This window comes from Helicobacter bilis (assembly GCF_001999985.1).
Taxonomy (GTDB): domain Bacteria; phylum Campylobacterota; class Campylobacteria; order Campylobacterales; family Helicobacteraceae; genus Helicobacter_A; species Helicobacter_A rappini.
In genome coordinates this window covers 1,121,051-1,147,743 of sequence record NZ_CP019645.1, presented here as the reverse complement: position 1 = coordinate 1,147,743, position 26,693 = coordinate 1,121,051, and the positions used below count along the sequence as shown (strand labels likewise).

Genomic DNA, 26,693 nt, shown 5'->3' with positions numbered 1-26,693 from the left:
GTTGTTTTAAGATTGCATGGCTTTTAAAATAGGGCAAATAAGATTCTAAGATTGCATTTATATGATTTAACGCCATATTAGAATCTTTTCTTTTGAGTTTAGAATCTAGTCTAAACTCGCACAGACACTACACATGAGATATTTTGCCAAAACTATATCGCGTCTAAAAACTTCAATTCATCTCATAATTTTAGGAACACCTTTTGCTTCAAAGAGTGCGTATTCAAATTTTTCGCAAAGGATGCAAACATGAGTTTTAGGATAAATACAAATATCGCGGCACTCAATGCGCATACCATCGGTGTGCAAAACAATAGGGCAATAGCTAACTCGTTAGAGAAGTTAAGCTCTGGTTTGAGGATTAACAAGGCAGCAGATGATGCTTCAGGTATGTCAATCGCAGATAGTTTGCGTAGCCAAGCAAGCTCGCTAGGGCAAGCAATCGGCAACGCAAATGATGCTATCGGTATGATTCAGATTGCGGATAAAGCAATGGACGAGCAATTAAAGATTCTTGATACCGTGAAGGTTAAAGCAATCCAAGCTGCTCAAGATGGGCAAACCACTGAATCAAGGCGCGCGTTGCAAAACGATATTGTGCGACTCTTAGAAGAGCTTGATAATATCGCTAATACAACAAGCTACAACGGGCAGCAAATGCTATCTGGTGCTTTCTCTAACAAAGAGTTCCAAATCGGTGCGTATTCTAATACAACGGTGAAAGCTTCAATCGGTCCAACAAGCTCGGATAAAATCGGGCATGTAAGACTTGAAAGCTCGTCTGTAACAGGTATTGGTATGCTTGCTAGTGCTGGTGCTAAGAATCTTAAAGAGGTAGCATTGAAATTCCGCCAAGTTGATGGTAAGAAAGACTACAAGCTTGAGACTGCAGTCATTTCTACAAGTGCTGGCACAGGTATTGGTGTATTAGCAGATACTATCAACAAATTCTCTGATACACTCGGTGTGCGTGCGTATGCAACGGTGCTTGGGACTGGTGGTGTGCCGGTGCAATCTGGAACGGTGCATGGCTTGGTTGTAAATGGCACAACTATTGGGACAATCAATGATGTGCGTAAAAATGATGCCGATGGTAGATTGATTAATGCCTTTAACTCAATTAAAGAAAGAACAGGTGTAGAAGCGTATGTGGATATCGAGGGTAGATTAAACCTTAGAAGTCTTGATGGTCGTGCTATATCTGTGCATGCTGAAGGTAAAACAGGTGCGGTGCTTGGTGGCGGTAGCTTTGCTGGGGTATCTGGGACAAATCACGCTATCGTGGGTCGTATAAGCCTTGTTAGGACAGATGCAAGAGATATTATTGTATCTGGGACAAACTTTAGTAGCGTTGGTTTCCATTCGGCTCAAGGTATCGCACAATACACTGTGAATTTGCGTTCTGTTCGCGGTAATATGGACGCAAATATCGCAAGTGCAAGCGGTGCAAACGCAAATGCGGCTCAAGCAGTGCAGAATAAAGATGGTATCGGTGCAGGTGTAACATCACTTCGCGGTGCGATGGTTGTTATGGATATGGCAGAATCTGCTACAAGACAGCTTGATAAAATCCGTGCTGACATGGGTTCTGTGCAAATGCAACTTGTTGCTACAATCAACAACATTTCTATCACACAAGTTAATGTTAAAGCGGCTGAAAGTCAAATTAGAGATGTGGATTTCGCACAAGAATCTGCGACATTCTCTAAGCATAATATCTTGGCTCAATCTGGTAGCTTTGCTATGGCTCAAGCTAACGCAGTGCAGCAAAATGTTTTAAGACTTTTACAATAGTGAAAGCTTTTAAAGCAAATGGGCTTGTGGCTTAGAGGCTATAAGCCGCTATCTTAAGATAGATTACGCCACATTTACCTTTGATATAGTTTTTCATATATCTTTGGGTAGATGTGGCTTTTTAGATTCTGTGCTTCTTTTTTCTTTGTGTTTTTATTCTATCAAATTTAATTATGTAGTTTTATATGCTTTATGTTTTAAATAAAAGATTCTATAATCTCTTTATATTCTTTACGAAAAGATTCTATGCGATTATAGAGTGTGTGTTATTTATAGATATGAAGGCTTTAATGATAGCCTTGCATAAAACTTTTAGATATTAAAGATTTTAGTTTATGTGATCTTAGATTCTGCATTTATTTATCACTGCTTGAATTTAGATTTATTATTGTTAGAGTATTTAGAATCTAAAATGGATTTTGTGCTATGTCTTTATGCAAGGCATGTATAAATTATTAAATAATACTATGTTTTATAATCTTGTGATAAGTGATCAAATCTTAGATTCTAAAAGCTTATAAATTTTTCTTTTTAGAATCTATCATACTAAAATAATTATAATCTAGTTTAGACTGAGTAATTATTTAAAGCGATTATTTTTCAATAGTAATAAGCGGTGAGCTGCCACCTAGCACTCTTTCATGCTCTTTCGCAAGGACTTTTAGATTCTCTCCTTTAATGCTTATGCGTAACAATCCTACATTTAAAAAGCCAATTTTTTCTAGAAATAAAGACTCTAGCTTACCATCGTATAAACCACAAAAACGCAACACTCTAGGCAAGACTTCAATCTTTATAGAGAGACTCTCATTATCTAGCATTGTCTTTGCCTGCATGAGTTCTTTTACGCCAAGTTGATTTGATAACTCACTTTTTCGTAAGAAATAGAATCCATGATATTTTTTCACGCTTATGTCATGCAGGTCGCTTGGAGAATAGATCCTGCCATTTCTGCGTGCTTTTATGCTAAACTCAACACAATCTCCATTGTGAGTGATATTTTCTATCACACCGCTAATTGGCGATACTATGGCATTTGGTATCGTGGGATTAATGAGTTTTGAACTACAAAAAAACAGCCATGCTAATAACATAAGCAACAAAATCCCAGTCAAAATATAGAATCCAAAATATGCAGCAATCAATCCAAATATAACGATAATATAAGCTCCTTGCTTACTTTCACTCTCTATAACACGCATCTTTTCCCCTTAAAATAAATATATGGATTATAGCAAGTTTTTATACAAACGCGCTTTAAGATTTTTGTTATTTTAGATTTCAGCACAACTTAGAATCTAACTTGCTGCGGATTAAGAAAACCTAAACTAAACATAATGCTTAAATACTACATAATTTGCTTTAAACTCCAAAGTATCACAACCTAATATTATCCAACAAACAAAAAAATACCCAGCATTTGTAACCCAGTCCTAAGACACAAAACAATCTGGAATCTTTAATAAAGACAACGCGATCAAATAACCATTCGTATAGCGTCAGAGAAGCCTTCAGCGTCATTTGCTAATACATAATATTCTACGCCGATTGCTCTGCCTTCCTCCATTACATCGTATTCAAGTGGTGTGGGTGTAACTACGATAAACACAGGGTTTTTAGCATTTGGCGTTGCTTTATATTCTCGTATGAAATCAAAGGCTAGTAATCCCATGTTTTTATAATCAAGCACAACTATATCTTGTGGTTTTGCCCCTAGCTTTGCAAGTGCATCAAAAGGATTATGCTCAACTGTTACCTTAAGTCCAGAATCTACGCGTTCAATAAGCTGTTGGGATTTAAATGACTTTGTGTCGTTTTCTTGTATCACCATGACATTTTGCATACTAAGCTTTTCTAAATCTTTTAGCAGTCCAAAAAGCTCTTTTGTCTTTGCGGATACAACCTTATTCTTATCAAGCCCTTTGAGAAAATAGCGTAAGTAAGTCTTTGAGTTATATCCACCATGAATGTCTGCATCGCGGAAAAATTTCTTTACATACTGATTTGTCTTTGCACGCGCCCACATCGCCTTATCTAGCTCATAGCCTTTTGTATTAAGTAGCTTTATAAAACGCCCCTTTATTTCAGCGGTCATAGGGGCAAATACATCAGCAAAGGTTTGAAAATGCTTTTCTTTAAAGACTTGCAATCTCGCACTCTCTCTTGCGATAATATCTTTTTGCTTTGCGATATAATCTATCAAATCTACAAATCTTCTGCGTAAAACTTTCACTTCTTTTTCAAACTCTAAGTATTCCTTGCTTTTTTTATCAGGCATAAGCCTTAAAGTCCGCTCTTCTTCTTCAAGTCTTCTGCCAAGTGGTTCAGATTCTGCCTTTGCACCTGCCATGCCTATTTTCACATCTTCGATATATTGCTCTAAATGAGTGTAAGAGACTTGTCGCACCAAAAAGATTCTCTCAAAAGCATAGGGTAGTGGATATTGCGTCTTTTTATTATACTCTTCAAAGTCTCTATATAGTGATGCAACTTCATGCTTAACCGCTTTTAACTCTTTGTTTTCAAGCATAGAATCTAAATCGCACAAATCATTATAAGCTGTGAATAAAAAGCGTTTCATACGCATAAAGTCAAGCTCTTTATTGCCCTCAATAAAATCATGATGATGACTTAAGATATTCTTTTCTCTTGCAAAATATTCGTTAATGCAATCTTCTGGAGATTTCGTAACAGGTATTGCCTCTTCATCTTCTAATGAAATCTTTAACTGCATTTTTACGACAACGCGATTTTCTACCACAAACTCAACCTCAATGTTTGTTGCTAACTCTTCTTCTTCGCCCTGCCACACATCAAAGGTAAATGGATAAACGCGTTTATTGAGTGTTTGCTCTACTTTACCCTCTTTATTTGCAGGATCTAAACTTATAATTTGCCCTTCTAGCATTATTGCTCCTTAAGTTATGACAAAACATAAAACTTTATATTATATCTAAAAACATGTATTTTCAAACACAATAATCTAAAATTCTACTCATTACGCAAGACTTGCAATACATCTATTTTGCTTGCTTTTTTAGCAGGATAATATGACGATAAGCACACAATAACACATGCTCCAATGATAGTCCATAATAAATCACTCCAAAGTAACTCAATAGGCAGTTTTGATACACCATACACATCAGCAGGGATTGAGATAATATCAAAAGTTTTTAGAATCCACATGACAATAAATGCCCCAATTACGCCAAATACAATGCCACTCCCGCCAATCACCGCACCTAGGCGGAAAAATATCTGCTTTACATGCTTCTTACTTGCCCCAAGACTAATCAGCAGGGCAATCTCTTTTCGTCTATTCATCACAACCATAAGCAATGAGCTAATAATATTTAAACTCGCCATAAGAATAATTAGCATAAGCACTAAAAACAAAGCCTTTTTCTCCAACTCCATAGCCGCAAAGAAATTGCCATTTTGCTCCCACCAGCCTTGTGCTTCTGCATGCACGATATTACCACTCTCTTTCATATAAGATTCTATAGCAAGGCGGATAGATTCTATATCTTTCATAGGCTCATTAGAAAAGATATGAAATCCCTCATAAGCCCCATTTCCCACACCACGCAATGCTTGTAATGCCTCAAAAGTCGTATAAACAATGGAGTTATCATAGTTTCGCAGACCACTTGTAAAAGTGCCATCAATGCCAAATTTCTTCATCTTTGGAGTAAGGGCTATGCCTGTTGGGGCAAGCTCTGTAAATATGAGAGTAACTTTTTCATCTTTATTTAGCCCAAGTGAATAGTAAAATGTCTCACCCATAATGAGATTAAAGGTATTGCTAAACTCTTTTGTGCGACTTTCATATAAGACCTTATTGACATTTTTCTCTCTCTCTAGATCGATTGCATACACAACGAGTGGATAGATTTCTGCATTCATGCGGATTACTGCTTGTGTTTGCATATATGGGCTAAATTTTAATTTTGGAAACTTTTCTTCTAAATACTCTAAAAGCTCTTTTGATAGCCCCCTATTAGAAGTTGCAAAAATAGTAATTGGATAATTCATTATAAAAAGCTTGTGTTCAAACTCTTTTATCATGCCATTCATAATACTCATCGTTACCAAAAGCACCATAACGCCCACACCCACACCAAGAAAGGCTAAAATCGCAGTGATTGATATAAAAGGCTGCGTTTTATCAAACTTAAGATAATGTCGCAATATAAATGTTATAAGGCGTGTATTTTGCATAGAATCCCTTTTTGTGAAGCCATAAAATTTTAAGTATTATAACAAAATCATTTTAGGTTTCTAAATAACTGAGTGTGAGTGCGGGGGTTTTAACAAGCTACATTAATCTTATTCAAGTTGTGCTTATTGCGGTTTTTAGAAATAGAAAGTATCCACAAGAATATGGTTAATTACATTTCTATGATCATATATTCCGCTTAACTGCAAACAAGATGAACTTAAGTTTGGACATATGTATGTTAGCTTAAGGACATGTAGCACAGGCTAAATTGTTCCTTGACTTCAAAAAAAAAAAAACGATACACTACGATTTTTATTTTAAATTCTGCGGAGTTTATATGCGTAAGATTATTGCTGTTATTGGATATGCAAGCTTAGAGCGTTTGGAAGAAAAAGATAAACAAATAATACAAGATTTAGCACGAGATTTAGGTAAAAAGCTTATACAAGAGGGTTATGTTATCGCAAATGGTGGGTTAGGTGGCGTAATGGAGGCTGTTTCTCTTGGTGCTAGATGTGCTAATAATTATAGCGATGGACAGATATTAGGACTTATTCCAAATTATGATAAAAGTATCGCAAATCCCTACATTGATAGGGTATTGCCACTTGGGTTTGATATAGCAAGAAATGTTTGTGTGGCAAGTGTTTGTGATGCTATGATAATTATTGGCGGGGAGAGTGGAAGTCTTAGTGAAATGGCTCTTGCGTGGCAGCTTGGTAAATTAATTATCGCACTTTCAGATTATGGTTATGGTGGTGAATTTAAAAACAGAACACTAGATTCTAGACGAAAAGATAAAATCTATTTTGCAAACAACGCAAACGAAGTTATAGAGATTTTAAGAGAGAAATTACCCCTTTATCAAAAAACTTTTGCAGGTATTAAAAAAGATATGACAAAACAAGAAGCAAAAGATATTATTAAAGCACATTGTGATATTGAGGTGGGATTAGACTTTTTAGGTCAAGGAAGTGAGGGTTTTGTATTCACAGATAGGAAAAAGATATATAAACTTTTTAAACACTCCCCCTATATTTCAAGGCTTTATTTTCAATTAGAACCACTCTCTAAACAACTTAAAAATACGCGTTTTAGCCTGCCTTTTGAGATATATTATAATAATGATATATTGATCATATCGTATGAGTATTTTGAAACAAAACCTTTTAAACCTATGCCTTATACTGCATATATAGAGTTACTTTCAGATTTTTATTATGCAGGTATTGTGTGTTGTGATATGCAGCCTAAAAATTTATTAATTGATACGCAAAATGATAGGCTTGTTATTTGCGATATTGGCTGGGATTTTGTCTCTTATAGTGATGCATTTTTTAAGAGTATGTGTAGAAGGGCATTTGCGATTTATAAATTACAGAATCATTTATGCAAACTTGATAATATCAAGGAATTTCTTAGCCCACTTAATACACAAGAAGATTTTAGTGTCTTAGAGAAATTTTTACAATGTGAGAATCTCTTAAGCGAATATCAAAGATTTTTCTCAAAAATTGGGGCTTTTGGACTGCATAAAACTTTAATAAGAGATTTTTATAAAGAGAATCTGCAGTATAAAAGCATTTTTGATTATGGTGCTGGAAGTGGAGAAATCGCTTATAGCTTAAATAAAATAGGTAAAAGCGTCGTAGGTTATGAAATTAGCAAAGATATTATTAAAGATAAATATCAAAAGGCTTTTGAAAAAATTATTATTGAGAAAGAGTTAGAAAACTTTATACAAACAAAGAAGCAGTTTGATTCTATCTTATGCTCTCTAGTGCTATGCCATCATCTAGCAGATACGCAAGAAGAGGCCTTAAAAATTATTGATTCTATTATGAATAATCTTGTGTTATTAAGCAAAAAGCATATTTTTATTGTGATTTGTAATCCACTTTTTTATAATGCAAAATCTAATATACAAAAGCGTAAAAGTAGCGACTTTTATGATACACAACACATTATTACAAAAACAATGTTTGCTACAAAAAGAGATAGACTTGACTTTCATTATCCTTTGGGATTTTATGAGAATCTTTTTAAGCGCTTTAATCTTAAAATAGAAAATCTTTTTCAAAGTGGGGATACAAGCACAAGTCCTTATAGAATCTATAATTCTGATTTTATGTTTTTTAGTCTTATAAAGGAATGATATGGATAAATCTAAGGAAAAAATTGGCATTATTGGCTATGGTTATGTTGGCAGGGCATTTTATGAATTTTTTAAAAATCATTTTGAAGTATTTGCATATGATAATAATCCTACCCTAAAGAATGATTTTTCTTATTTGCAAGATTCTATGGATTTTATTGAAAATGTTTCATTAGTGCTTGTTTGTGTGCCAACAAATGCCCTGCCTAATGGATGCGTAGATACGAGTGCGGTGCATCAAGTGCTAGAAAGCATTAAACAAGAAAAACTCGTATTGATTAAATCAAGCATACCGCCATTAAGCACTGAATCTTTGTCAAAAAAATATCCGCATTTAAAACTTGTATGTAGCCCTGAATATATTGGGGAAAGTAGCTATTACTTGCCACCACCTTATGATTTTGATAAAGAGGTTGTCAAGACGCCTTATTTTATTTTTGGTGGCAGGGATAATGACTGCTCTGCTATTATTAATTTTTTCAAAAAAGTAGCTGGACCAACAAAAGAATATATAAAAACAACAAGCTCTAATGCTGAAGTGTGTAAATATATGGAAAATTCATTTTTTGCAACTAAAATTACTTTTTGCAATGAATTTGAAAAGATTTGTAAAACTTTTGGGGCAGATTATGATATTGTAAGAGAATTATGGCTAAAAGACCCACGCATTACAAAAACTCACACTTTAATAATGGATGAAGATAAAGACTACTGCTTTGGTGGTAAATGTCTGCCAAAGGATTTAGATGGGATTATTACGCAAAGCTTTAAGTATGGTTATGAGGCAAACTTTCTAAAATCTGTTAGAGATTCTAATAAAAATTTAAGAAATGAAGCTATAAGGCCCCACATTTTATGCTTTCATCGCATTGCATATGAAGAAGCAATAAGTCCAATTTATTTTGAACGAAAAATGGCAATAGGGCTTTTAAGATTAGAGCAGTATATAGAATCTTATCTTCAAAGGGGATATAAATTTGGCAGTATTAAGCAATGCTTAGATGAGCCAAAGAAGTATTTTTGCTTAAGTTTTGATGATGGTTTTAAAGAACACTTAGAGATTGCTAAAATATTACAAAATAAATATAATCCAAAAAAAGAATCTTTAATTTTTTCCATAAATGTGAATAATGCTTTAAACAATATGCTTTGCGGAATGGATTTATTGTATTGTTTAATTGAGAAAGGGAAAATAAAGGAAATTTTTGAATATTTTAAACTTGATTTAACACCAAGCACTCTTAATAATATAGAGGTATTAAAACAACACTATATCAAGCAAGATTCTAAAAGTCTTTGCAAATTTTATGAAACATTTAAAGCAGATTTATCGCATATTTTCTTAGATTCTAAAGAGCTTAAAGAACTTGCAAATTACGGCTTAATTGCTTCTCACGCATTATTTCATCGCGACCTTACCCAACATAAAGCACAAAGCAAAGAAGAGATTCTAGAATCTAAACAAATTTTAGAGCAATTACTTGATACAAAAATAGATATTTTTTGTTATCCAGAGGGAAAAAATGATAAAGAATTGCAAGATTTTGTAAAGGAAGCTGGTTTTACATTTGCACTTTCAATCAAGCATATACACTCACAATATGGTATAGGAAGACGCGTTGCGAAACTTTGAAATTGGTGTGATTATTGCATTAAGTAGCAATAGGATAGAAAGTTTATTTGACAGGGCATTGAAAAGTGTTTATAAGCAACAATTACCCCTTAAAATAAAGCCTAAAATTAGAGTTATTATATCTTGTGATGATTTTAATGAGGCACAAAAAGAAAAGGTTAAAAATAAAGTTAAGAGCATAAGAGATGAATTATGTTTTAGTGATAATTTTCCAACACAAATTATAGATAATAATCGCACAAAAAAGCATTCTGGCACAGGAGCGTGGAATAGTGCCGCTTTTCATTTACTTAGTATTTGCAAGAATAAAAAGAAATGCTATTTTGCCTTTTTGGATGATGATGACTGCTGGGATATAACATATTTGCAAGAATGCCTTAAAGTTTTATACAAAAATAAAAATGTCGGCTTAATTGCTAGTGGAATCTACTATCACACGCCCAATGAAACAAAAATTCTTCAAGCAAATAAAAATACCCTGCAAAAAGAAAATGTTTTCTTGCAAAATCCCTATATACAAGGAAGTAATCTTTTTATCTCTTTGAGAGTATTTTTTGCTATAGGTGGATTTGATGAGAGTATGCCTAGCACGACAGATAGAGATTTAATTATGCGTTATTTAGAATACACGGAAGTTTGTAAAAAGATTCAAACAAAATTTATAAATAAGCCATTAGTATCTCACTTCGCAGATGATGATAGGGAGAGAATTACAACAAATAGTAAGGCAAAGCACAAAGGATTGGAGTTATTTTACCGCAAGTATCTAGATGATTTTTCTTTGATATTGCAAGAGAAATCATTGAATAGAGCAAAAAATATTTTTAATTTCAAACTTCACTCTTTTAAAACATTAGATTCTTATAAAAATTTAGAACAACAAGATAATAAACACAAAACTTTAACACAACAAAATTCTACAAAACCTTTAAATCTTATTTTAGCCTTTGCCTGTTTTGATACAAAAAATATAAAAGAGCTTTTAGAATCTTTTATAAAAATCACACTTTCCAAGCAACCAAATTTAAGTATTAAAACCTGTGTGCTTACAAGCACTAAGCTAGAAACAAAAATGCAAGAAATATTAAGTCAATACCCTTTTAACTTTCATTTAAGCATTATGGATAAAAAGGAGAGTATTGCTATTTCACGCACGAAATTACAACATTTTGTATATAAAATAGGAACAAAACATTACGGGAATGATTTTGTAACTTGGATTGTTGATGATGATTTGAGATTTTGCGGATTTGATGGAGAGAAAACATATAAAATAGACTACCTCTCACATATTGCTGCATATAAAGATAGTGGTATTGACTGCTTATTTGGAGGAGTAGTAGGAGAGCCACCCCTACCTTTTTTAAGCACACTAAGAATGCAGCTTTTAGATTTATTCTACACATTGAAACATCAAAATAACCTTACGCATAAGATAACACAAGAAAAAGATTATTTTGGGAGAGAATATTATTATGATTTAAGTAGTCAAGATTTTGCATTTTTAGAATACCCTTTCTTTAGTGATATGTCTCCAAAAGATATGATAGTAGAACTTCAAAATGGCTGCATTGCCACTAGAAAACTTACAATGCCTAAAATCAAAGCGGGAATCTTGCAAACAGATTCCATTCATAGAGGTGGAAATAGCATTATTTATAATCCTTTGTTGCTAAAATTGCCAAATTTTACACCAAATAAGAAGCGCTATAATCGTCGCAGTGATTTTAACTGGGCGATTATACATAAGGAATTGCATTGCTATACCCTAAAGGCTGTAAATCTACCATTACTTCATATTCGTAATAGCATAGCATTAAAAATAGAGTGCGAAAAGATTCAAAGTGATTTTGTAGGATTAGTATTTTATCGTATTTTTCAACATTTATGTGTGTCTTATAAGCAAAAAAATCCATTAAGCTATGATGAAATGCAAAAATTATTCAAACAAGAATTACAGAATCTTAAAATAAAACTTTATGCAAATATGTATCGTATAGAGACGCTAGACAAACTAATTTACAACAAGATACATAAGAGAAAATACCAACAACCATATAAAAAATTAAGCAAAAAGATTCAACAGAGCCTGCAAGAATTTAAAAAGTTTTGCAAGCAGAATCAAAGCTTATCCTATGATAATTATATAAAATGTTGCGATTTTATAGAAAAATATCTAAGGCATAAATAATTTATAGAAATGCCCTGCAAAATAATATGACAAGGAAAACAAATGGCATATACAATCATAGAAGTTGAGAGGGCAACAAATATCCCTTCAAGAAAGATTAGATTCTGGGCAGATAAGGGGCTATTCCCCTTTGTATAACGCGATGAAAATGGGGTGCGTTATTTTGCAAAAAGTGATATGGAGTGGGTGAAGTGGATAGAGTGGCTTAGGCAGTGTGGAATGAGCCTGAAAGAAATTAGAGAGTATGCGGAGGCTTTAAGTGGAGGCATTAAAACTGCACCAAAACGCAGGGCATTATTGCAAAAAAGCTATGCGAATTTACAAGCACATATCGCTTCATTGCAGGAGATTTCGCAAAAGCTAGAGACAAAACTTAGAATGTATGATGAGATGATAGAAAAGGGTGTAGATACCTTTAATCCACAAAGCAGGGATTATAAAGAGTGTGAAAGGGGGTGTTAAATTGACTTTTCTATTAACTCGTTCTTGTATTTGAATATGCTACAACAACTTAACGCATTTTTAAGAATCTCGATTGCCTAGATTTTATACAGACTTTAAAACTTCAATCCTAATTCAACCATATTATACATAATAATTGGTTATACAAAGACACCCTTAGTAATTTACAAATAAGTAATAAAGAGATTTATACGCCCTTTTTTTGCATATATTTCCTAACAATAAGCAATACACATACAATCATAACCAACGCATAAGAGAGAAAATGCTCTCTATCTAACATAAAGCAAAACAAAGTGCTAAAAACACCAATAGCAATAGGCAACATATTCTCTTTTAGTCGCATATTTTCATACAAAAGCACACAAAAAGTCGCAACCACGATAAAATCAAGCCCTTGTATATCACGGATAAAACTAATTTCATTGCCAAGTATAGTCCCACATACACAACCAGCAATCCAGTAACAATGATTAAGCAACGAGATATAAAACATTACCTTTTGATTATGGATTTGCTGTGTAGAATCTAGCATAACCTTTGCTTGAGCGCTTTTTTGCTCCTTGAGATTCAGTATCGCAAAGGTTTCATCTGTAACGCTAAATATAAGATACCATTTACGCCAACCACCCAAGCTATATCGCTTGAGACATGCTATCGCATAAAAGAATTGACGCGCATTTACACTTAGAGTAATCAAAGCAATACTTACAAAGCCAACCCCACCAGCAAGCCATGCCACTGCAATATATTGCAGTGCCCCAGCATAAATAATAACCGACATAAAAAGACTAATCCATGGGCTATAACCAGCATTTGCCATCATAATGCCAAATACAGCACCCATCAACAGATAGGTTGCCATAATAGGCAGACTATATGGGAAAGCCTCTTTTAAAGCTCTAATTTCACTACAAGACAATATTATCCCTTTCATACTACAAAAAACATAGTGTGCAATAATACAACAAATTACAAGGTTATAGCTAAATTTTGATATATCATGGTAGCATGGAAGTTAAAAACAAACGATATGCAAATTACCACCAAAAACAACAAAATGCTAACTTTTTGGCTATCTTAAATAAGCTAGGAATCTTCATTTTTAAGATATAATACGCAATTTATGGAACAAATTATGCTTTAAATCAAGTGTGTTATGGGTAGCTTCATTTATGTCTAGTTGCCTAAAGACGACAGAGATTCAAAGGATTGAGTATGTTGAAGCAAGAGAATTATTTGAGTTTTGCTATCGTAGTAGGGTTTTTTCTTGGATTAATGTTTGGTATCGCAAAGTTTGATGAACCAGAGCTTATGGTGCTTTGGACGATACTTGCTACAATGGGGATTTACCTTATTACGACGGTGTGTATATCGGCGTATTATTTGTTTATGGATTCTCATGGCACAAAACTTCATAAAGAGCGTTTAGAAGAAAGTCTTGAGCATTACCGCAAAGAGTTTGATAAGAAAGAGCAAGAGGCACAAAACATTCGCAACTTTATTAAAGGGTTGCAAGGTTCAGAGAGTTAAAGCTAAGATAATAAAAAGGATAAGGTATGCAACAAGCTTTCAGTGCGGCAGCAAGAGGTCAAGATGCGTATAATCAGTATTTAAAAAATACGCAAGATGAGCTTGCTTTGCAATACTTGCCTGCAGTTAAGGCGATGGCATTTCGCTTGAAAGAGAGATTGCCAAGCTCTGTTGATATGAATGATTTAGTTTCTATTGGGACTGAAGAGCTTATCAAACTTGCTAGACGATATGATTCTAATAAGAATGATTCCTTTTGGGGTTATGCAAAGACACGCGTTAATGGTGCAATGCTTGATTATTTGCGGACACTTGATATTGTCTCAAGGTCTTCAAGAAAGCTTATTAAAGCGATTGAGGCAGAAGTTTCACGCTATTTTAATGAGTTTGAGGAAGAGCCTAGCAATGAGTATCTTGCAAAGGTGCTAAATGAAGATATTGAGAAAATCCATCAAGCAAGACTTGCAAGCGATATTTATGCGGTTGTCCCGCTTGATGAGCAGTTTAACGCACTAGAAGATGGCGATATTTTGCAGTATTGTGAGCAAAAGGAATTAATGGAGATTATCCAAAAAGTCTTAGCAAAGCTTACAGAGAGAGAGCAGCTTATTATCCAGCTTTATTACTTAGAAGAGTTAAGTTTGAGTGAGATTAGTGAAGTTTTAGATATTACAGAATCTAGAATCTCACAAATATCAAAGGAAGTGATTAAAAAAATCCGCAGAGAAATAGGAGAAGCAAATGGCTAAGATTCTAAGTCAAGAAGAAATTGACTCCCTTTTAAATGTTGTCGATGAAGAAGGTGCGGTCGATGAGGCAGAGCAGTCAGAGATAGTTACTGAAAAGCAGATTGTAGTCTATGACTTTAGACGACCTAATCGTGTGAGTAGAGAGCAGCTAAGAAGTTTTAGATCTATCCATGATAAAATGGCAAGGAATCTTTCTAATCAGATTTCAGCGATTATGAGATCTATTGTTGAGATTCAGTTACATAGTGTGGATCAAATGACTTATGGTGAGTTTTTGATGAGTTTGCCTACACCTACAAGCTTCAATGTGTTTTCTATGAAGCCTATGGATGGTGCGGGAGTTTTAGAGATTAACCCTAGCATTGCTTTCCCTATGATTGATAGACTTTTAGGCGGTCGTGGCGATCAATATGATGACACAAGGGAGTTTTCAAATATTGAGCTAAACCTGCTTGATACAATTTTACGGCAAATCATGCAGAATTTAAAGGAATCATGGGCAGCAGTCGCAGAGATTTTCCCTAGCATTGATGCGAAGGAATCAAGCCCAAATGTCGTGCAAATCGTGGCACAAAACGAAGTTGTCGTTATGGTTGTTATGGAGATTGTAATCGGGCATAGTAGCGGTATGATGAATATCTGCTATCCTGTTATCTCACTTGAGACAATCCTTAGCCGTTTAGCAAGTCGCGATTTAATGATGAGTGAGACAAGCGGTAAAAAGTCAAGGAATAGAGAATTGCAAGCCTTAATCGGTGGTGCAGATGTGCATATTGCCGCTATGCTTGGTGGGACGCAGCTAAGCTTTAAAGAGATTTTGGAGCTAAAGGTTGGCGATGTAATCATGCTTGATAGAGTAGCCGATGATACCGTGCATGTTAGCATTGATGGCAGGGATAAATATCGTGCAAAGATTGGCTTACAAAGATTTAGAAAAACAATACAGATTCTAGATGAGATTAAAACAGAAAAAGATCAAGTCAAAGAAATGATTGAAATGCTTGAAGCACAAAGAAAGAGCAAGGTAACAGACCTACAAGATGAAGGATTTGGCAATGAATGATTTTATTGAACTCTTTATACAAGAAATGGTAGCCACTATCGATGGCATGATGGGTAGAACTGCAGTCGTTACACACACTGGAGATACAGAAGTAAGCGATAGTTTGCTTGGCACGCCATTTGGAAAAGTTGTAGTAAATGTATCGCTTGGGGCTTCACAAGTTAGCACACTTTGCTTTATCATGCCAGAGAATCTTGCCACTGCCCTGCCTGATTTAATGATGGGTGGAGAGGGCGATACTGGCAAAGATATGATGGATGATGATGATAAAGATGGCTTAAAAGAAGTGTTTCAATCTATCACAGGAGCACTTGCTACCGCACTTGGCGGACATGAGAAGCTGCCGCATTTCTCTTTTGCTATCGCTGATGTGAGTAATGTGGAGAGTGAAGGGAGTTTAAGTGATTTTGATACTGCAAGTCGCTTTGATGTGGGTATAGATTCTGTAAAATCAGAGCTTATCATGCTTACAAAAAATGATCTTTTAACACATGTCCCAAAAGATTTAAAAGCACCAGCTAGCACAGCTAGTGGAAGTAAAGATGTGAGTTTAAGCGATAAAGAAATGCGAAATATCGGCATGTTGCTAGATATTGGACTGAGTGTAAAGGTTCGCATTGGGCAGAAAAGAATGCTTTTAAAAGATGTTATTTCAATGGATATTGGTAGCGTTGTGGAGCTTAATCAACTCGCAAGCGATCCGCTAGAAATCTTAGTCAATGATAAAATCATAGGAAAGGGCGAAGTCGTTGTCGTAGATGGTAACTTTGCTATACAAATCACAGAGATTGGCACAAAGAAAGAGAGATTGGAGAGTTTGAGAGGTTAATTGGCTTTTGTTCTTGGTCGTTTTATGTTGGTCTCAAAAACTACATGAAATCTTTTTAATGCTGTTAAAGAATTTGTTGTAATGGAATGGGTATATTGCCACATTTTGTTGGATTAATCTTCACCCTGAAAGAGAGATTTGTGTTATTGTATTAAGGATTTATATGGGATTTAAAGATTCTAAAAGTATGAGAATATTGAAGGAGTATGGGATAAAGCCTTTCATGTCGCATTGTCTGCATAAAAGCATAAAATCACTCAATAGACGATCTATTTTTGTGTTGTTGCAATTCTATCCCAAAATAGTTTTAAATAAAAATCAGTTTAAAACTTTCAAATTGGCATATAAACATTTTGAAGAAAATTATAGAAATATCATTGCTATTAGTCCATCATTTTTTATGAAAAACCTTAAAAAACATATTGCTTGGTTAGAATCTGATATATTTAAAAACCAATATGGCGATGTTGAGAATCTAGAAAATATTAGCAAAAATACAATAGGTGCAACTTCGTTTTCTATACAAGAAGATTCTAAAATAAATACATTTACCCCCCCCCCCCCCCATTGTGTCAAACTCAATGCAATGAAGAATCTAGCGGTTTAGAATCAAACGCTTCATCTACTCCAACATATGAAGATAGTTATCAATTTTATCCACCTTTATTACAACCAGAAAGCATAGACTATTCTACAATAGATTCTAAGATAGCATTAGAATTGCGTTTGCCACCCGCAGTGCCATATAAGTTTGTGTTTGTGCGTTATAGTTTATCAGGTAGTCTTGCGTTGCAAAGATTTTTTGAGCGATGTAATGTATATCCATGTGAATATATTGATTTCTTAAAAAGTAAAAGCGCTATACATAAAAACACTTATTTTGATATACAACATTTCCACACATACGAAGCCATGCAAGACAATAAAAAGCTGTATTGTTTGAAAACACAAGACACTATTATTTTACTTGCAAGAGATCCTATATCGCGACTAAAAACGCTTGTAAATCATGGTTGGTATGTCAAACATATACACAACTTAGATCATAGCTTTACTATGCAAGAAGACCCCTATGATGTTGTTAATAGAAAAGGATATCATAATGAGCATTATAAATTTACTTCCAATAGCCCTTTCGTTACAAATGGCTTGTTGTCGTTCTTCTTTTCTACATGGTCGTTTGATTATAGCTCTGTTGTATCTAAGTTAGCTTTATGTCAAAATATAACCTACATCGATATGCAAGAAATTATGCCAGAAAGGGCATTTGACACTATGACAAAACTTGCTAAAAAATTTAACTTTACACTACCCAACGAAAAAGACAGAGAATTCTATCGTGCAATACGATTTGATAAAACATCGTATATCCTGCCTTTAGCGTGCATTATTCCTATAAATCATACGCAAAAAATCACATTACATATCACATCTTTATATGAGAAAAATAGTGATTTTTTGAGTGCAAATAATACAATATTTGACACACCCCACCCCTTATTAGACCAAGTTGCTTTCAGTATGAGTGAAGATGATTTGAAAGCCTTGCAAGATGACAAAGAAACACTAGGTAAAGTGAAGGCGTATATGGTGAGATTCCTAGATGAACTAAAAAAGCGTATAGATTATATACAAAGAAACAACAAGCATGAAAATGATGTGTTGGAGATATTTAGGGGCGATAGAGAATTATGCAGAGAGTTTAAAACTATGCTTGATAAAGAACTCATTCATATAAAAACACATAGACCAGATATTATTGCCTCGTGGAAATACTACCAAGAGTTTGAGAGAATATGTATAGAAGAACATGGGATTAATTAATATATTATTGTGTTTTACACATTTGGTATGGCTTATTTGCTGGTTGAAATTGTTTCGAGATTGCATGATAGATTCTAACCAATTTTTTAATTTATCTATCTCTATCATAGAGAATCTAAAATGCTAGAAATAGCTGTGTGATAAATAGCAGAGCAGATATGTTGTTATGAAGTTTCTTAATGGTTGTGTTGAATATCGCCAGATCACACGCCAATACTTTCATGCGAACTTTTATCCCCCTAGAAGCATTCATAATTTCCAACTAAGGTGCAAAAAATATTTTTCACAACAAACAAGGACAAATAAAGGGCTATAGGCAAGACTCATGAACATAATGCAATGTATGTAAATAATAAAACTGCTTGTTCTTATTGTTTAGTGTATGTTTGACTTCATATCCAAACAATAACTAAAAACCCCACTCTAAAATCTCTTCCTATTCACATCTTCTAGAATCTTAGCAGCAACAGAATCTATTGCCGTGCTTATATCTTGTGATTTGTTTGCGATTTCTACATTTTGCTGTGTGGTTTGCTCTAGTTGTGAAATAGATTCATTAATCTGTCCTATGCCTTGAGCTTGTTCTTTTATAGATTCTGCCATATCATTTATGCTTTGGACTAGTATATTTGTATTTGCTTCTATTTCACCTAGAGACTTTTGAGTTCTCTCTGCTAGCTTTCTTACTTCATCAGCAACGACTGCAAAGCCTCTACCATGTTCCCCTGCTCTTGCTGCTTCTATTGCTGCATTAAGTGCAAGTAGGTTTGTTTGGTCTGCTATATCTCTAATAATGCCTATAACATTTTTAATATCTTCGCTTTGTGCTATAACTTCACTTGTTCTGCCACTTACATTTTGCATTGATGAAGTAATCTCTTCAACTGAAGCAGCAGTTTGTTGTAGTGAGCTTGCTTGTGTGTTTGAGCTTTGTGTAAGAGTGGTTACCGCTTCTTCTAGATCTTTTGATTTAGATTCTAACTCTTTTGCAAAACTTTGAGTTGTATGCAGCATTTTTCTTATTTCTTCACCTAGTGTATTGGTTACTACTTCTACTCTACCATTTGCATCTCTTACTTCTGTGGTAAAGTCTAGATTAACATAGCTATCAAATACTCTTGCTATCTCGTTTGTATCACTACCTATCTTTTTCTCTAAATCATCTAGCATGTGATTTAATACATTTTTTAACTCATTTAATTGTGGATTATGTGGTGTTTCTGTGATTCTTGCTCTAAAATCACCTGCTTCTATTGTTTTAGCTGTTTCTACGGCTTGAGCTACTGCTTTAGAATCTTGCTCTAATCCTAGCTTTGTTTTTTCTATGTTTCCGTTTATGGCGTGAGCCATTACACCTACTTCATCGTGTGAGTTAATGCTTAGTGGTTTTGGGGCAGTCTTGACTTCATGATTCAGATACCTAAAGAATGCCACTAAAGAATCTTTAATTGTATTAATAGGATTTGTAAAGAATCTAATAAGGAAGAAAATCGCCACAGCACCTAAGGCAATCATAGCAATTGCCAAGCCAATTGTCTGTATAAGGCTCTCATTAATAGCTTCCGTATAGTCAGCCTTATCAGCAGTAGATACAACGGTCCAACCAAATGGAAATTGTTTATAATATCCAAACTTATCAACCACCTGCCCATTTTTCAGGGTTAAATCATAATCAATAAAGCCTTCCTTGCTTTTTGTAAGTGCATCTTTGAGTGCAACTTCCACATCTTTTGATAAACCGCTTCTCACAAAATCCATATCTTCATGTGAGAAAATCGCTCCACTTGAATCTATTAAAAATACACTCATTGAGGGTAACTCTGGATTCTTAAAAGACTGAAATCTTTCTTGGAAATGACTAACGCCAATATCAAATCCTACAACACCGATAAATTTACCATTTTTGATTAAAGGCATTGTTGCGGTAGCAAACATTTCGCCTTTATATTTACCAACTTCACTTGCATATACAGGCGTAATGATACCAGCTTGTTTTGCCTTTGTTTCTACATACCATGGGCGTTGTCGTAAATCTATATTGCCCACATCTTCCCATTCTGATGAAAATTTCGCCGTTCCATTTGGATCATAATCTTGCAAAATAGCCTTACCATCATCTTCATAAACTATAAACATTAGAGGGTATTTAATAAGCGAAGAAGTTGAGTTAAGAAGAATTCTTTGACTTACGACATTATTTTTATCAATATTAACAATATCCCTTGCTAATACCCTTAAATGCTCTTGGGCTTCATCACCCATTGTTATCATTATACTACGATAGGCTGACTCTAGTGTTTGTGCTTGAATACCTTGATAGATGTCTGTTACATCATTCTTTGTCTTAATAAAGTTAAAAACGCTAATAATAACAATGATAACAGAAAATATTGCGACTGCACCGGCTGCGAGTTTTCCACTTAATGAACGAAACATTGCTAATTCCTTCTACATTCTTATCCAAAATCTTTTTATGTCATAAAAATAACATAAATCGTAAAATCCGAAATTATAACACAGATTCATGTTAAATAGTGTGAATAAATAAGCATTATTATAATTAATTAGTGTAGATTCTAAGCATAAATCCATAATAACAATTGAGTTGTAAAGATTAATATATGAAAATTGGCAAAATATGGTTGTATCGATTTATAAAAATATCAATCATTTTGCGTGTTTTCTGTGATAGATTTTCCTGCAAAGATCATGCGATGGATTGCAGGTGATGACATAATGATTTGTGTTTGTTTGTCGTATTATCATATTGAGTTTCTTTTTGCCTATTTGTAAAACAAGGCGATTATTTTGCCATGTGAGTGAAAAAAGATTTGTGTTTATCTGGGTATTTTGTAGTAGTGAAGTTAGGGTTTGTTGATTTAGAGGCTTTTTTTGCAAAAATGCGTAATAGGCTTGTTTGTTTATCTCTTGCTGCAAGGTTTGTATATGTAGGTTTGCCTGTCTTAGAGCTAGGGATTGTGTAGTATAGGGTTTTAGCATGAATATAGATAGGATTGAAAGCAAAGTAAGGCTTAATAAAATCTCAAGTAAGCTAAACGCATGGGTATATTTTATCTGCATTTTATTCCTATTTTTATTTCTAGGGTTTTTTATCGTCCCTTATTATAGGATATTTTGTTTTGTTTGTAGAATCTTGATGGAATCTTTGGGTTATAGATTTTTGGATTTTTATTAAAGTATAGAATCTAAAAATTAAAAGATTCTATAATGTGGATTCTGTATGGTGAGATTCTAAAGATTCTAAAAGATAGAATCCAAAAGCATATTTACATACTTATCGCATACATTCTTTTGCGTTCGCTTGAGCCTAAGATTCCAAGCTGTTTGCGGTATTTTGTGATCGTTCTACGCACCATTTTTAGCGCAAACTTTTTTTCTATGAGTTCAAGTATTTTTATATCTGATAGCGGCTTTTTCTTATCTTCATTGCGTATGAGTTCAAGCAAGAAGTCTTTAATACTCGCATTAGAAGTATCGCCATCAACAGCAGTTGTAAAAAAGCTTTTAATTGGAAATATACCGCGATTGCATTCTAAAAATTTATTGGCAATAGCACGCGATATGGTGCTTGGTGAGTGTCCAAACTCATCGGCTAAATCTTTTAGCTTCATGGGCTTTATCTCTCCGCCTGTGAAAAACTCATATTGATATTCAATGATCATAAGTCCTATTTTGCGTATAGTCGCCTTTCGCATGTCAAGGGCATCGACTAGATCTCTTGCTTCTTTGAGTTTGGTTTTAAAATATGAGTTCTCTTGTGCTTCTTTAAAATGGGGCTTTTCTATAATCATGCTTGGATAATATGAGTCATTAAGGCTTAGTTCAATGCTATTTTCTTCCTGTGTGATGATAATATCTGCAATAACCGCACTAGAATCTTCATGGAAGTCAAGGCTAGGCACTCGTCTAAAACCGCGAATGACTTGCATGACTTTTTCATAGTTTTTATGCTTTTTGTATTTTATGTGATTCTCAAGATTTTTTATAATCTCTAAGGCAAGATCATAATCTGCGTTATCTAGCTCACTTGCATCAAGCTGAAATATTAGGCTTTCTTGTAAATCTTTCGCACCTATTCCACCCGGCTCTAAATGACAGAATCTCTTCCTTACTCTCTCTATCTCATCAATATCAGTTTGGATTCCAACATGCTCTAAATCTGCAAGTAACTCATCTGTATCGCAGTCAAAAAAGCCCTCGCTATTGAGATTATCAATAATGGCTAGGGCTATTTCTTGGCTTCTTTGTGTGGGAAAAAGTGGGGGATTAATCTGTTCTTGCAGTGTTTCAATAAGCCCTTTTTCATAGATAGTAAGAAGCTCGATTTTATCGCCCATTGAATTTTTAGTATTGTGCATACCTCTTTGTGGGGCTTTAAGCGGTGTGAGTTTTGTTTGTAAGCTTGAAGTGAGTGCTGATTGAATCTCAATGTAGGGATTATCTTCGCTAATTTTACCTAGTGTCTCTTCTAGCTCATTAATAGGGCTTTGAAGAATAGGCAACCAGCTTTTTAGCGTTGATGATAGTTTTGATTTAACAGCGACATTCTGTCTTAACTTTGCCATTACAACACACGCCTTTTTAGAATCTTAATGTGTAATTGTAGCAAAAAACTAGACTTTTCTAGCTAAAAATCACTTGAGTAAGGCTATATGAAGACTAGATTATGAAATCACTTATCCCCTAGCAGCAAGTTTATTTATCGCCTCTGCATTCAGCTCGTCCATATGCGTTTTCATCACGCGAGAATACATATCTACAAGCCTATTTGTCTCAATCATGCCTGTCATTTCTAGCACTGCATTGACATTACTTTTTTCTAAAAATCCTTGTGTAACTGCCCCGCTATTATAGACAAGATTTGCCCCTGCTAGACCTTCTGAGTCTGTATTATCTGGCTCTTTTCTCTCTTCGATATAAAGGCTACCACCGATTTTTTTCAAAAACTTTGGATTATCAAAAGTAACGATAGCTAAACTCCCACCAGCAATATTATCTGCCATGCCCTCATTACCAAGCTCTTTAAAGCTTACATTTCCATTTGTATCGACATTTATTTGCATGTTTGCATTCATTAAGATTCCGCCCTCATTGTCGATACCATCGCGAGATAATACATGGAATCCCTCTTGCGTTACAAGATAGCCATCATCGCTTATACTAAAGCTACCATTTCGCGTATAGGCAATGCCATTTGGCGTTTGCACGGCAAAAAATGTATTCGGTGCTTTCAAAGCAAAATCAAGCGTATTTTCAGTTTGCTCCATAGCACCAACGCTAAAATCTGTATATTCCTCTGCGATTGTAGGCACACGAGTCATTGTGCGATTTATAAACTTTGCTGCTGCCTTTGTCTCATCAGGTATAGGCAGAGTGTCTTGATGTCCTTGCACCATACGCAAAAAATCGCCTATCACAACATCATCGCGTTTGAATCCATTTGTATTGAGATTTGCTAGATTATTTGAGATTACATCGAGTCGATTAAACTGCGTAATCATACCGCCTGTTGCACCATAATATCCTGTTTGCATAGTTCTATCCTTAGAATTGTTTTGTGATTATAAGCAAAAAACTTTCCATTTTTGTGTTTTTTAGGTTATTTATAGAATCTTTTTGTTTTTTTTGGGGTATATGTTGTGGATTCTGTTTTATTGGGGTTTGGTGTGTATTTTGAAAAGAGTTAGATTCTTAACCATTTGGGCGGGTGCAGGGCGTAGCGGTGCAAAATAGCAAGAATTTAAATTTTATAACAAATTGTCATATTGAGCGTAGCGAAATATCTTTAGTCTTTATGATAGTTTGTAAAGCCACCATTATGAAAGCGAAGTATTTTAGAGATAGAATCTTTTGAGTATTTTATATGCAATCTTAGCAACCTCAAGTTTTTAAGTTAAATCTTTTTATATAAATTAGATAAAGTTTCAATAATTTAAGCGTGTTGTAATTATTATTTTATAATCGCTCATTTATGCTAACTTTAATTTAAGGATATTCTATGATACAGAAGCTATGCAAGCGTATTGTTTTGACATTGTGTGTGGGTATGAGTGTTGCATTTGCACTTGATGATGAAGTAAAAAGTTTAGAGAAAGATTGTAATGGCGGTAATGCTGGTGCTTGTGTTGATCTTGGAAATATGTATGATTTTGGTTATCCTTTCAAGCAAGACTATAAAAAAGCGGCAGAATTATATCAAAAAGCATGTAATGGTGGTGATGCTCTTGGTTGCTATAATCTTGGCTTAATGTATGCTAATGGTAAAGGCGTAAAACAAGACTACAAAAAAGCGGCGGAATTGTTTCAAAAAGCATGTAATAGTGGTAATGCTCTTGGTTGTTCTAATCTTGGAGTCATGTATTGTGATGGCAAAGGCGTAAAACAAGACTACAAAAAAGCGGCGGAATTGTTTCAAAAAGCATGTAATAGTGGTAATGCTCTTGGTTGTTCTAATCTTGGAGTCATGTATCGTGATGGCAAAGGCGTAAAACAAGACTACAAAAAAGCGACAGAATTATATCAAAAAGCATGTAATAGTGGTAATGCTGGTGGTTGCTATAATCTTGGGGTAATGTATGCTGATGGCGAAGGCGTAAAACAAGACTACAAAAAAGCGGCGGAGTTGTTTCAAAAAGCATGTAATAGTGGTAATGCTCTTGGTTGTTCTAATCTTGGAGTAATGTATGCTGATGGCGAAGGTGTAAAACAGAATAAAAGTAAGGCAAAAAAGCTATTTGGCGATGCGTGTGATATGGGGTATCAAGGTGGCTGTGATGCTTATAGAGAATTAAACGAAGCTGGTGTGCAGTAAAGACTAGATAATACTTTGTAGTTTATTATACTTGTTTTTATATTTTCATATATGTTTTATGGGGTGTATAAACATATAGCTATTGTTGAATGGTGTTTTACCATGTGAAACATACTTATTTATGTTTAGTAAGCCACTTTATATAAATTACAATATAAAGAGTATTTACCAAGCCTTTTTTATTTCAACTTAGAGTAAATATAGCGACTTGACAATGAAAAAATGTCGGTTAATTGGTATGGAATTTAGTTTTTTAAGATTGTGTATCTATTTCTGTATTGCGGGGGGATACTTGTAAGGATAGGGGATTGTAGATTCTAGAATCTAGATTCTGTATTGTTTTGTTTTTAGATTCTATGTCTATCATATTTTCATATTGTATTTTAGCGATAGCGGCTCTGCCTATCATTGCGGCATTATCACTACAATATTTTAACTCACTCATTAATAGCTTGTTATCAAATTGTGCGGCTAGGGATTGTGCCTTCTCTCTTAGCATAGAGTTTGCGCTAGCCCCACCTACGATAGCAAAGTGCTTGATATGGCTATTTTGCTTCATATAGGACCTGCATTTTTGGATAAGATGCGTTGTCGCACTCTCTTGCAATCCTAAGGCTAGTGCCTTTGCTTGTGTGCTATTTTTTATATCTTGTGTTTTAGAATCTTGTATAAAGTTTTTTAACTCCATTTTTTCAAGCTGCAAGCGAAACGCATTTTTTAACCCCGAGAAACTAAAGCTTTGTATATTTTGATTTACAAGCGGTATGGGTAAGGCTATGGGGGCAATATTTTCTTTTAATGCCATTTGTGCCATAGAATCTATAATCATACCACCCGGATAGCCAAGCCCTAGCATTTTGGCTGCTTTGTCATAGCATTCCCCAAAGCTATCATCAAGTGTATTTGCAATCACTCGCATATCATTGTAGCTATAACATTCAAGTAGCATTGTATGCCCACCTGATACAAGCAAAACGCAAAGTGGCAAAATCGCTTCAGATTCTATAAAAAGTGAGTATATATGCCCTTTTAAATGATTTATGCCAAGTAGAGGGATATTTAGAGATAGGGCTAAAGCCTTTGCCATTATTACGCCCTCTAAGAGTGAGGTAGATAAGCCCGGCTCATTTGTTGCTGCGATATGGGTTATATCTTTTAGTGAAAAATTTTGCTTAAAATTTTCTAATAGCTGGACTAAATCCCTTGCAAAAAGCCTTGAGGCAAGCTCTGGCACAACACCGCCATAATGGCTATGCGAGGCTTCCTGTGAAATCTTTTCATGCCATAAAAGCTTTGTATTAGTGCCATCTGTGTATGCTAATGCACTATCATCGCAACTTGATTCAATACTTAAAATCCGCATATTTTCTCTTTAAGTGTTATGTTTTAATGTATAATTGTAT

At 34.5% G+C, this 26,693-nt stretch carries 20 protein-coding genes and 1 pseudogene; 12 read left to right on the top strand and 9 right to left on the bottom strand.

What is annotated here, in order from left to right; genetic code table 11:
- Nucleotides 1–249 precede the first annotated feature (249 nt).
- Nucleotides 250–1,794 (top strand): flagellin A, encoded by a 1,545-nt coding sequence (locus tag XJ32_RS05425; protein WP_004086178.1) that lies wholly within the window; start codon nt 250–252, stop codon nt 1,792–1,794.
- A 593-nt stretch (nt 1,795–2,387) separates the two neighbouring features.
- On the opposite strand, the gene XJ32_RS05420 is transcribed toward XJ32_RS05425, so the two are convergent.
- From XJ32_RS05420 to XJ32_RS05410, 3 genes are all read right to left on the bottom strand, one after another.
- The gene (locus XJ32_RS05420; RefSeq protein ID WP_077388594.1) at nt 2,388–2,996 is read right to left on the bottom strand and encodes a hypothetical protein; all 609 of its coding nucleotides are present in this window, start codon (nt 2,994–2,996) and stop codon (nt 2,388–2,390) included.
- Between the two features lie 275 nt (nt 2,997–3,271).
- A complete protein-coding gene (locus XJ32_RS05415) occupies nt 3,272–4,702 on the bottom strand; it encodes a response regulator (protein WP_005216989.1) in 1,431 nt (476 codons plus the stop codon).
- Between the two features lie 83 nt (nt 4,703–4,785).
- Nucleotides 4,786–6,018 carry an ABC transporter permease gene (locus tag XJ32_RS05410; RefSeq protein WP_005216990.1) on the bottom strand — a complete coding sequence of 411 codons (1,233 nt, stop codon included), beginning with the start codon at nt 6,016–6,018 and terminating at the stop codon, nt 4,786–4,788.
- A gap of 338 nt (nt 6,019–6,356) precedes the next feature.
- Between XJ32_RS05410 and XJ32_RS05405 the strand changes: the two genes are divergently transcribed.
- The 4 genes and pseudogenes from XJ32_RS05405 to XJ32_RS05390 all read left to right on the top strand — a co-directional run bounded on the left by XJ32_RS05405 (nt 6,357) and on the right by XJ32_RS05390 (nt 12,460).
- A complete protein-coding gene (locus tag XJ32_RS05405; protein WP_077388593.1) occupies nt 6,357–8,174 on the top strand; it encodes an SLOG cluster 4 domain-containing protein in 1,818 nt (605 codons plus the stop codon).
- A 1-nt stretch (nt 8,175) separates the two neighbouring features.
- Nucleotides 8,176–9,807 carry a polysaccharide deacetylase family protein gene (locus XJ32_RS05400; RefSeq protein WP_077388592.1) on the top strand — a complete coding sequence of 544 codons (1,632 nt, stop codon included), beginning with the start codon at nt 8,176–8,178 and terminating at the stop codon, nt 9,805–9,807.
- Nucleotides 9,794–11,998: a glycosyltransferase family A protein gene (locus XJ32_RS05395; protein ID WP_077388591.1), complete on the top strand. Its 2,205-nt coding sequence runs from the start codon at nt 9,794–9,796 to the stop codon at nt 11,996–11,998. Before XJ32_RS05400 ends, XJ32_RS05395 begins: the two co-directional genes overlap by 14 nt.
- 42 nt (nt 11,999–12,040) lie before the next feature.
- Nucleotides 12,041–12,460, top strand: a pseudogene (locus XJ32_RS05390) (MerR family transcriptional regulator).
- Between the two features lie 187 nt (nt 12,461–12,647).
- Here XJ32_RS05390 and XJ32_RS05385 read toward each other — a convergent pair.
- Nucleotides 12,648–13,382, bottom strand: coding sequence for an AzlC family ABC transporter permease (locus tag XJ32_RS05385; protein ID WP_005220107.1), 735 nt, complete (start codon nt 13,380–13,382; stop codon nt 12,648–12,650).
- A gap of 296 nt (nt 13,383–13,678) precedes the next feature.
- Here XJ32_RS05385 and XJ32_RS05380 point away from each other — a divergent pair, with 296 nt between their 5' ends.
- The 6 genes from XJ32_RS05380 (at nt 13,679) to XJ32_RS05355 (ending at nt 18,458) form a co-directional block, all read left to right on the top strand.
- Nucleotides 13,679–13,993 (top strand): hypothetical protein, encoded by a 315-nt coding sequence (locus tag XJ32_RS05380; RefSeq protein ID WP_004084531.1) that lies wholly within the window; start codon nt 13,679–13,681, stop codon nt 13,991–13,993.
- Between the two features lie 26 nt (nt 13,994–14,019).
- Nucleotides 14,020–14,742 (top strand): RNA polymerase sigma factor FliA, encoded by a 723-nt coding sequence (locus tag XJ32_RS05375; protein ID WP_004084530.1) that lies wholly within the window; start codon nt 14,020–14,022, stop codon nt 14,740–14,742.
- Nucleotides 14,735–15,805 carry a flagellar motor switch protein FliM gene (gene fliM / locus XJ32_RS05370; RefSeq protein WP_004084529.1) on the top strand — a complete coding sequence of 357 codons (1,071 nt, stop codon included), beginning with the start codon at nt 14,735–14,737 and terminating at the stop codon, nt 15,803–15,805. Before XJ32_RS05375 ends, fliM begins: the two co-directional genes overlap by 8 nt.
- The gene (fliY, locus tag XJ32_RS05365) at nt 15,798–16,634 is read left to right on the top strand and encodes a flagellar motor switch protein FliY (RefSeq protein ID WP_004084528.1); all 837 of its coding nucleotides are present in this window, start codon (nt 15,798–15,800) and stop codon (nt 16,632–16,634) included. The genes fliM and fliY overlap by 8 nt, the downstream gene beginning before the upstream one ends.
- Before the next feature lie 163 nt (nt 16,635–16,797).
- Nucleotides 16,798–17,241, top strand: coding sequence for a hypothetical protein (locus XJ32_RS05360; RefSeq protein WP_077388590.1), 444 nt, complete (start codon nt 16,798–16,800; stop codon nt 17,239–17,241).
- Nucleotides 17,202–18,458 (top strand): DUF2972 domain-containing protein, encoded by a 1,257-nt coding sequence (locus XJ32_RS05355; protein ID WP_077388589.1) that lies wholly within the window; start codon nt 17,202–17,204, stop codon nt 18,456–18,458. The genes XJ32_RS05360 and XJ32_RS05355 overlap by 40 nt, the downstream gene beginning before the upstream one ends.
- A gap of 423 nt (nt 18,459–18,881) precedes the next feature.
- On the opposite strand, the gene XJ32_RS05350 is transcribed toward XJ32_RS05355, so the two are convergent.
- The 4 genes from XJ32_RS05350 to XJ32_RS05335 all read right to left on the bottom strand — a co-directional run bounded on the left by XJ32_RS05350 (nt 18,882) and on the right by XJ32_RS05335 (nt 24,013).
- On the bottom strand, nt 18,882–20,894 hold the full coding sequence (locus XJ32_RS05350; RefSeq protein WP_077388588.1) for a methyl-accepting chemotaxis protein: 2,013 nt from the start codon (nt 20,892–20,894) through the stop codon (nt 18,882–18,884).
- A 231-nt stretch (nt 20,895–21,125) separates the two neighbouring features.
- Entirely contained in the window at nt 21,126–21,539 is a 414-nt protein-coding gene (locus tag XJ32_RS05345; RefSeq protein ID WP_077388587.1) for a hypothetical protein, read from the bottom strand.
- 206 nt (nt 21,540–21,745) lie between these two features.
- The gene (locus XJ32_RS05340; protein WP_005217557.1) at nt 21,746–23,044 is read right to left on the bottom strand and encodes an RNA polymerase factor sigma-54; all 1,299 of its coding nucleotides are present in this window, start codon (nt 23,042–23,044) and stop codon (nt 21,746–21,748) included.
- A gap of 111 nt (nt 23,045–23,155) precedes the next feature.
- Nucleotides 23,156–24,013 carry a flagellar hook-basal body protein gene (locus XJ32_RS05335; RefSeq protein ID WP_005217556.1) on the bottom strand — a complete coding sequence of 286 codons (858 nt, stop codon included), beginning with the start codon at nt 24,011–24,013 and terminating at the stop codon, nt 23,156–23,158.
- Nucleotides 24,014–24,477: 464 nt separating this feature from the next.
- Here XJ32_RS05335 and XJ32_RS05330 point away from each other — a divergent pair, with 464 nt between their 5' ends.
- Nucleotides 24,478–25,290, top strand: coding sequence for a tetratricopeptide repeat protein (locus XJ32_RS05330; RefSeq protein ID WP_077388586.1), 813 nt, complete (start codon nt 24,478–24,480; stop codon nt 25,288–25,290).
- 253 nt (nt 25,291–25,543) lie between these two features.
- Here the strand turns inward: XJ32_RS05330 and tsaD are convergent, their stop codons facing one another.
- Entirely contained in the window at nt 25,544–26,653 is a 1,110-nt protein-coding gene (gene tsaD, locus XJ32_RS05325; RefSeq protein WP_077388585.1) for a tRNA (adenosine(37)-N6)-threonylcarbamoyltransferase complex transferase subunit TsaD, read from the bottom strand.
- Between the last annotated feature and the right edge of the window lie 40 nt (nt 26,654–26,693).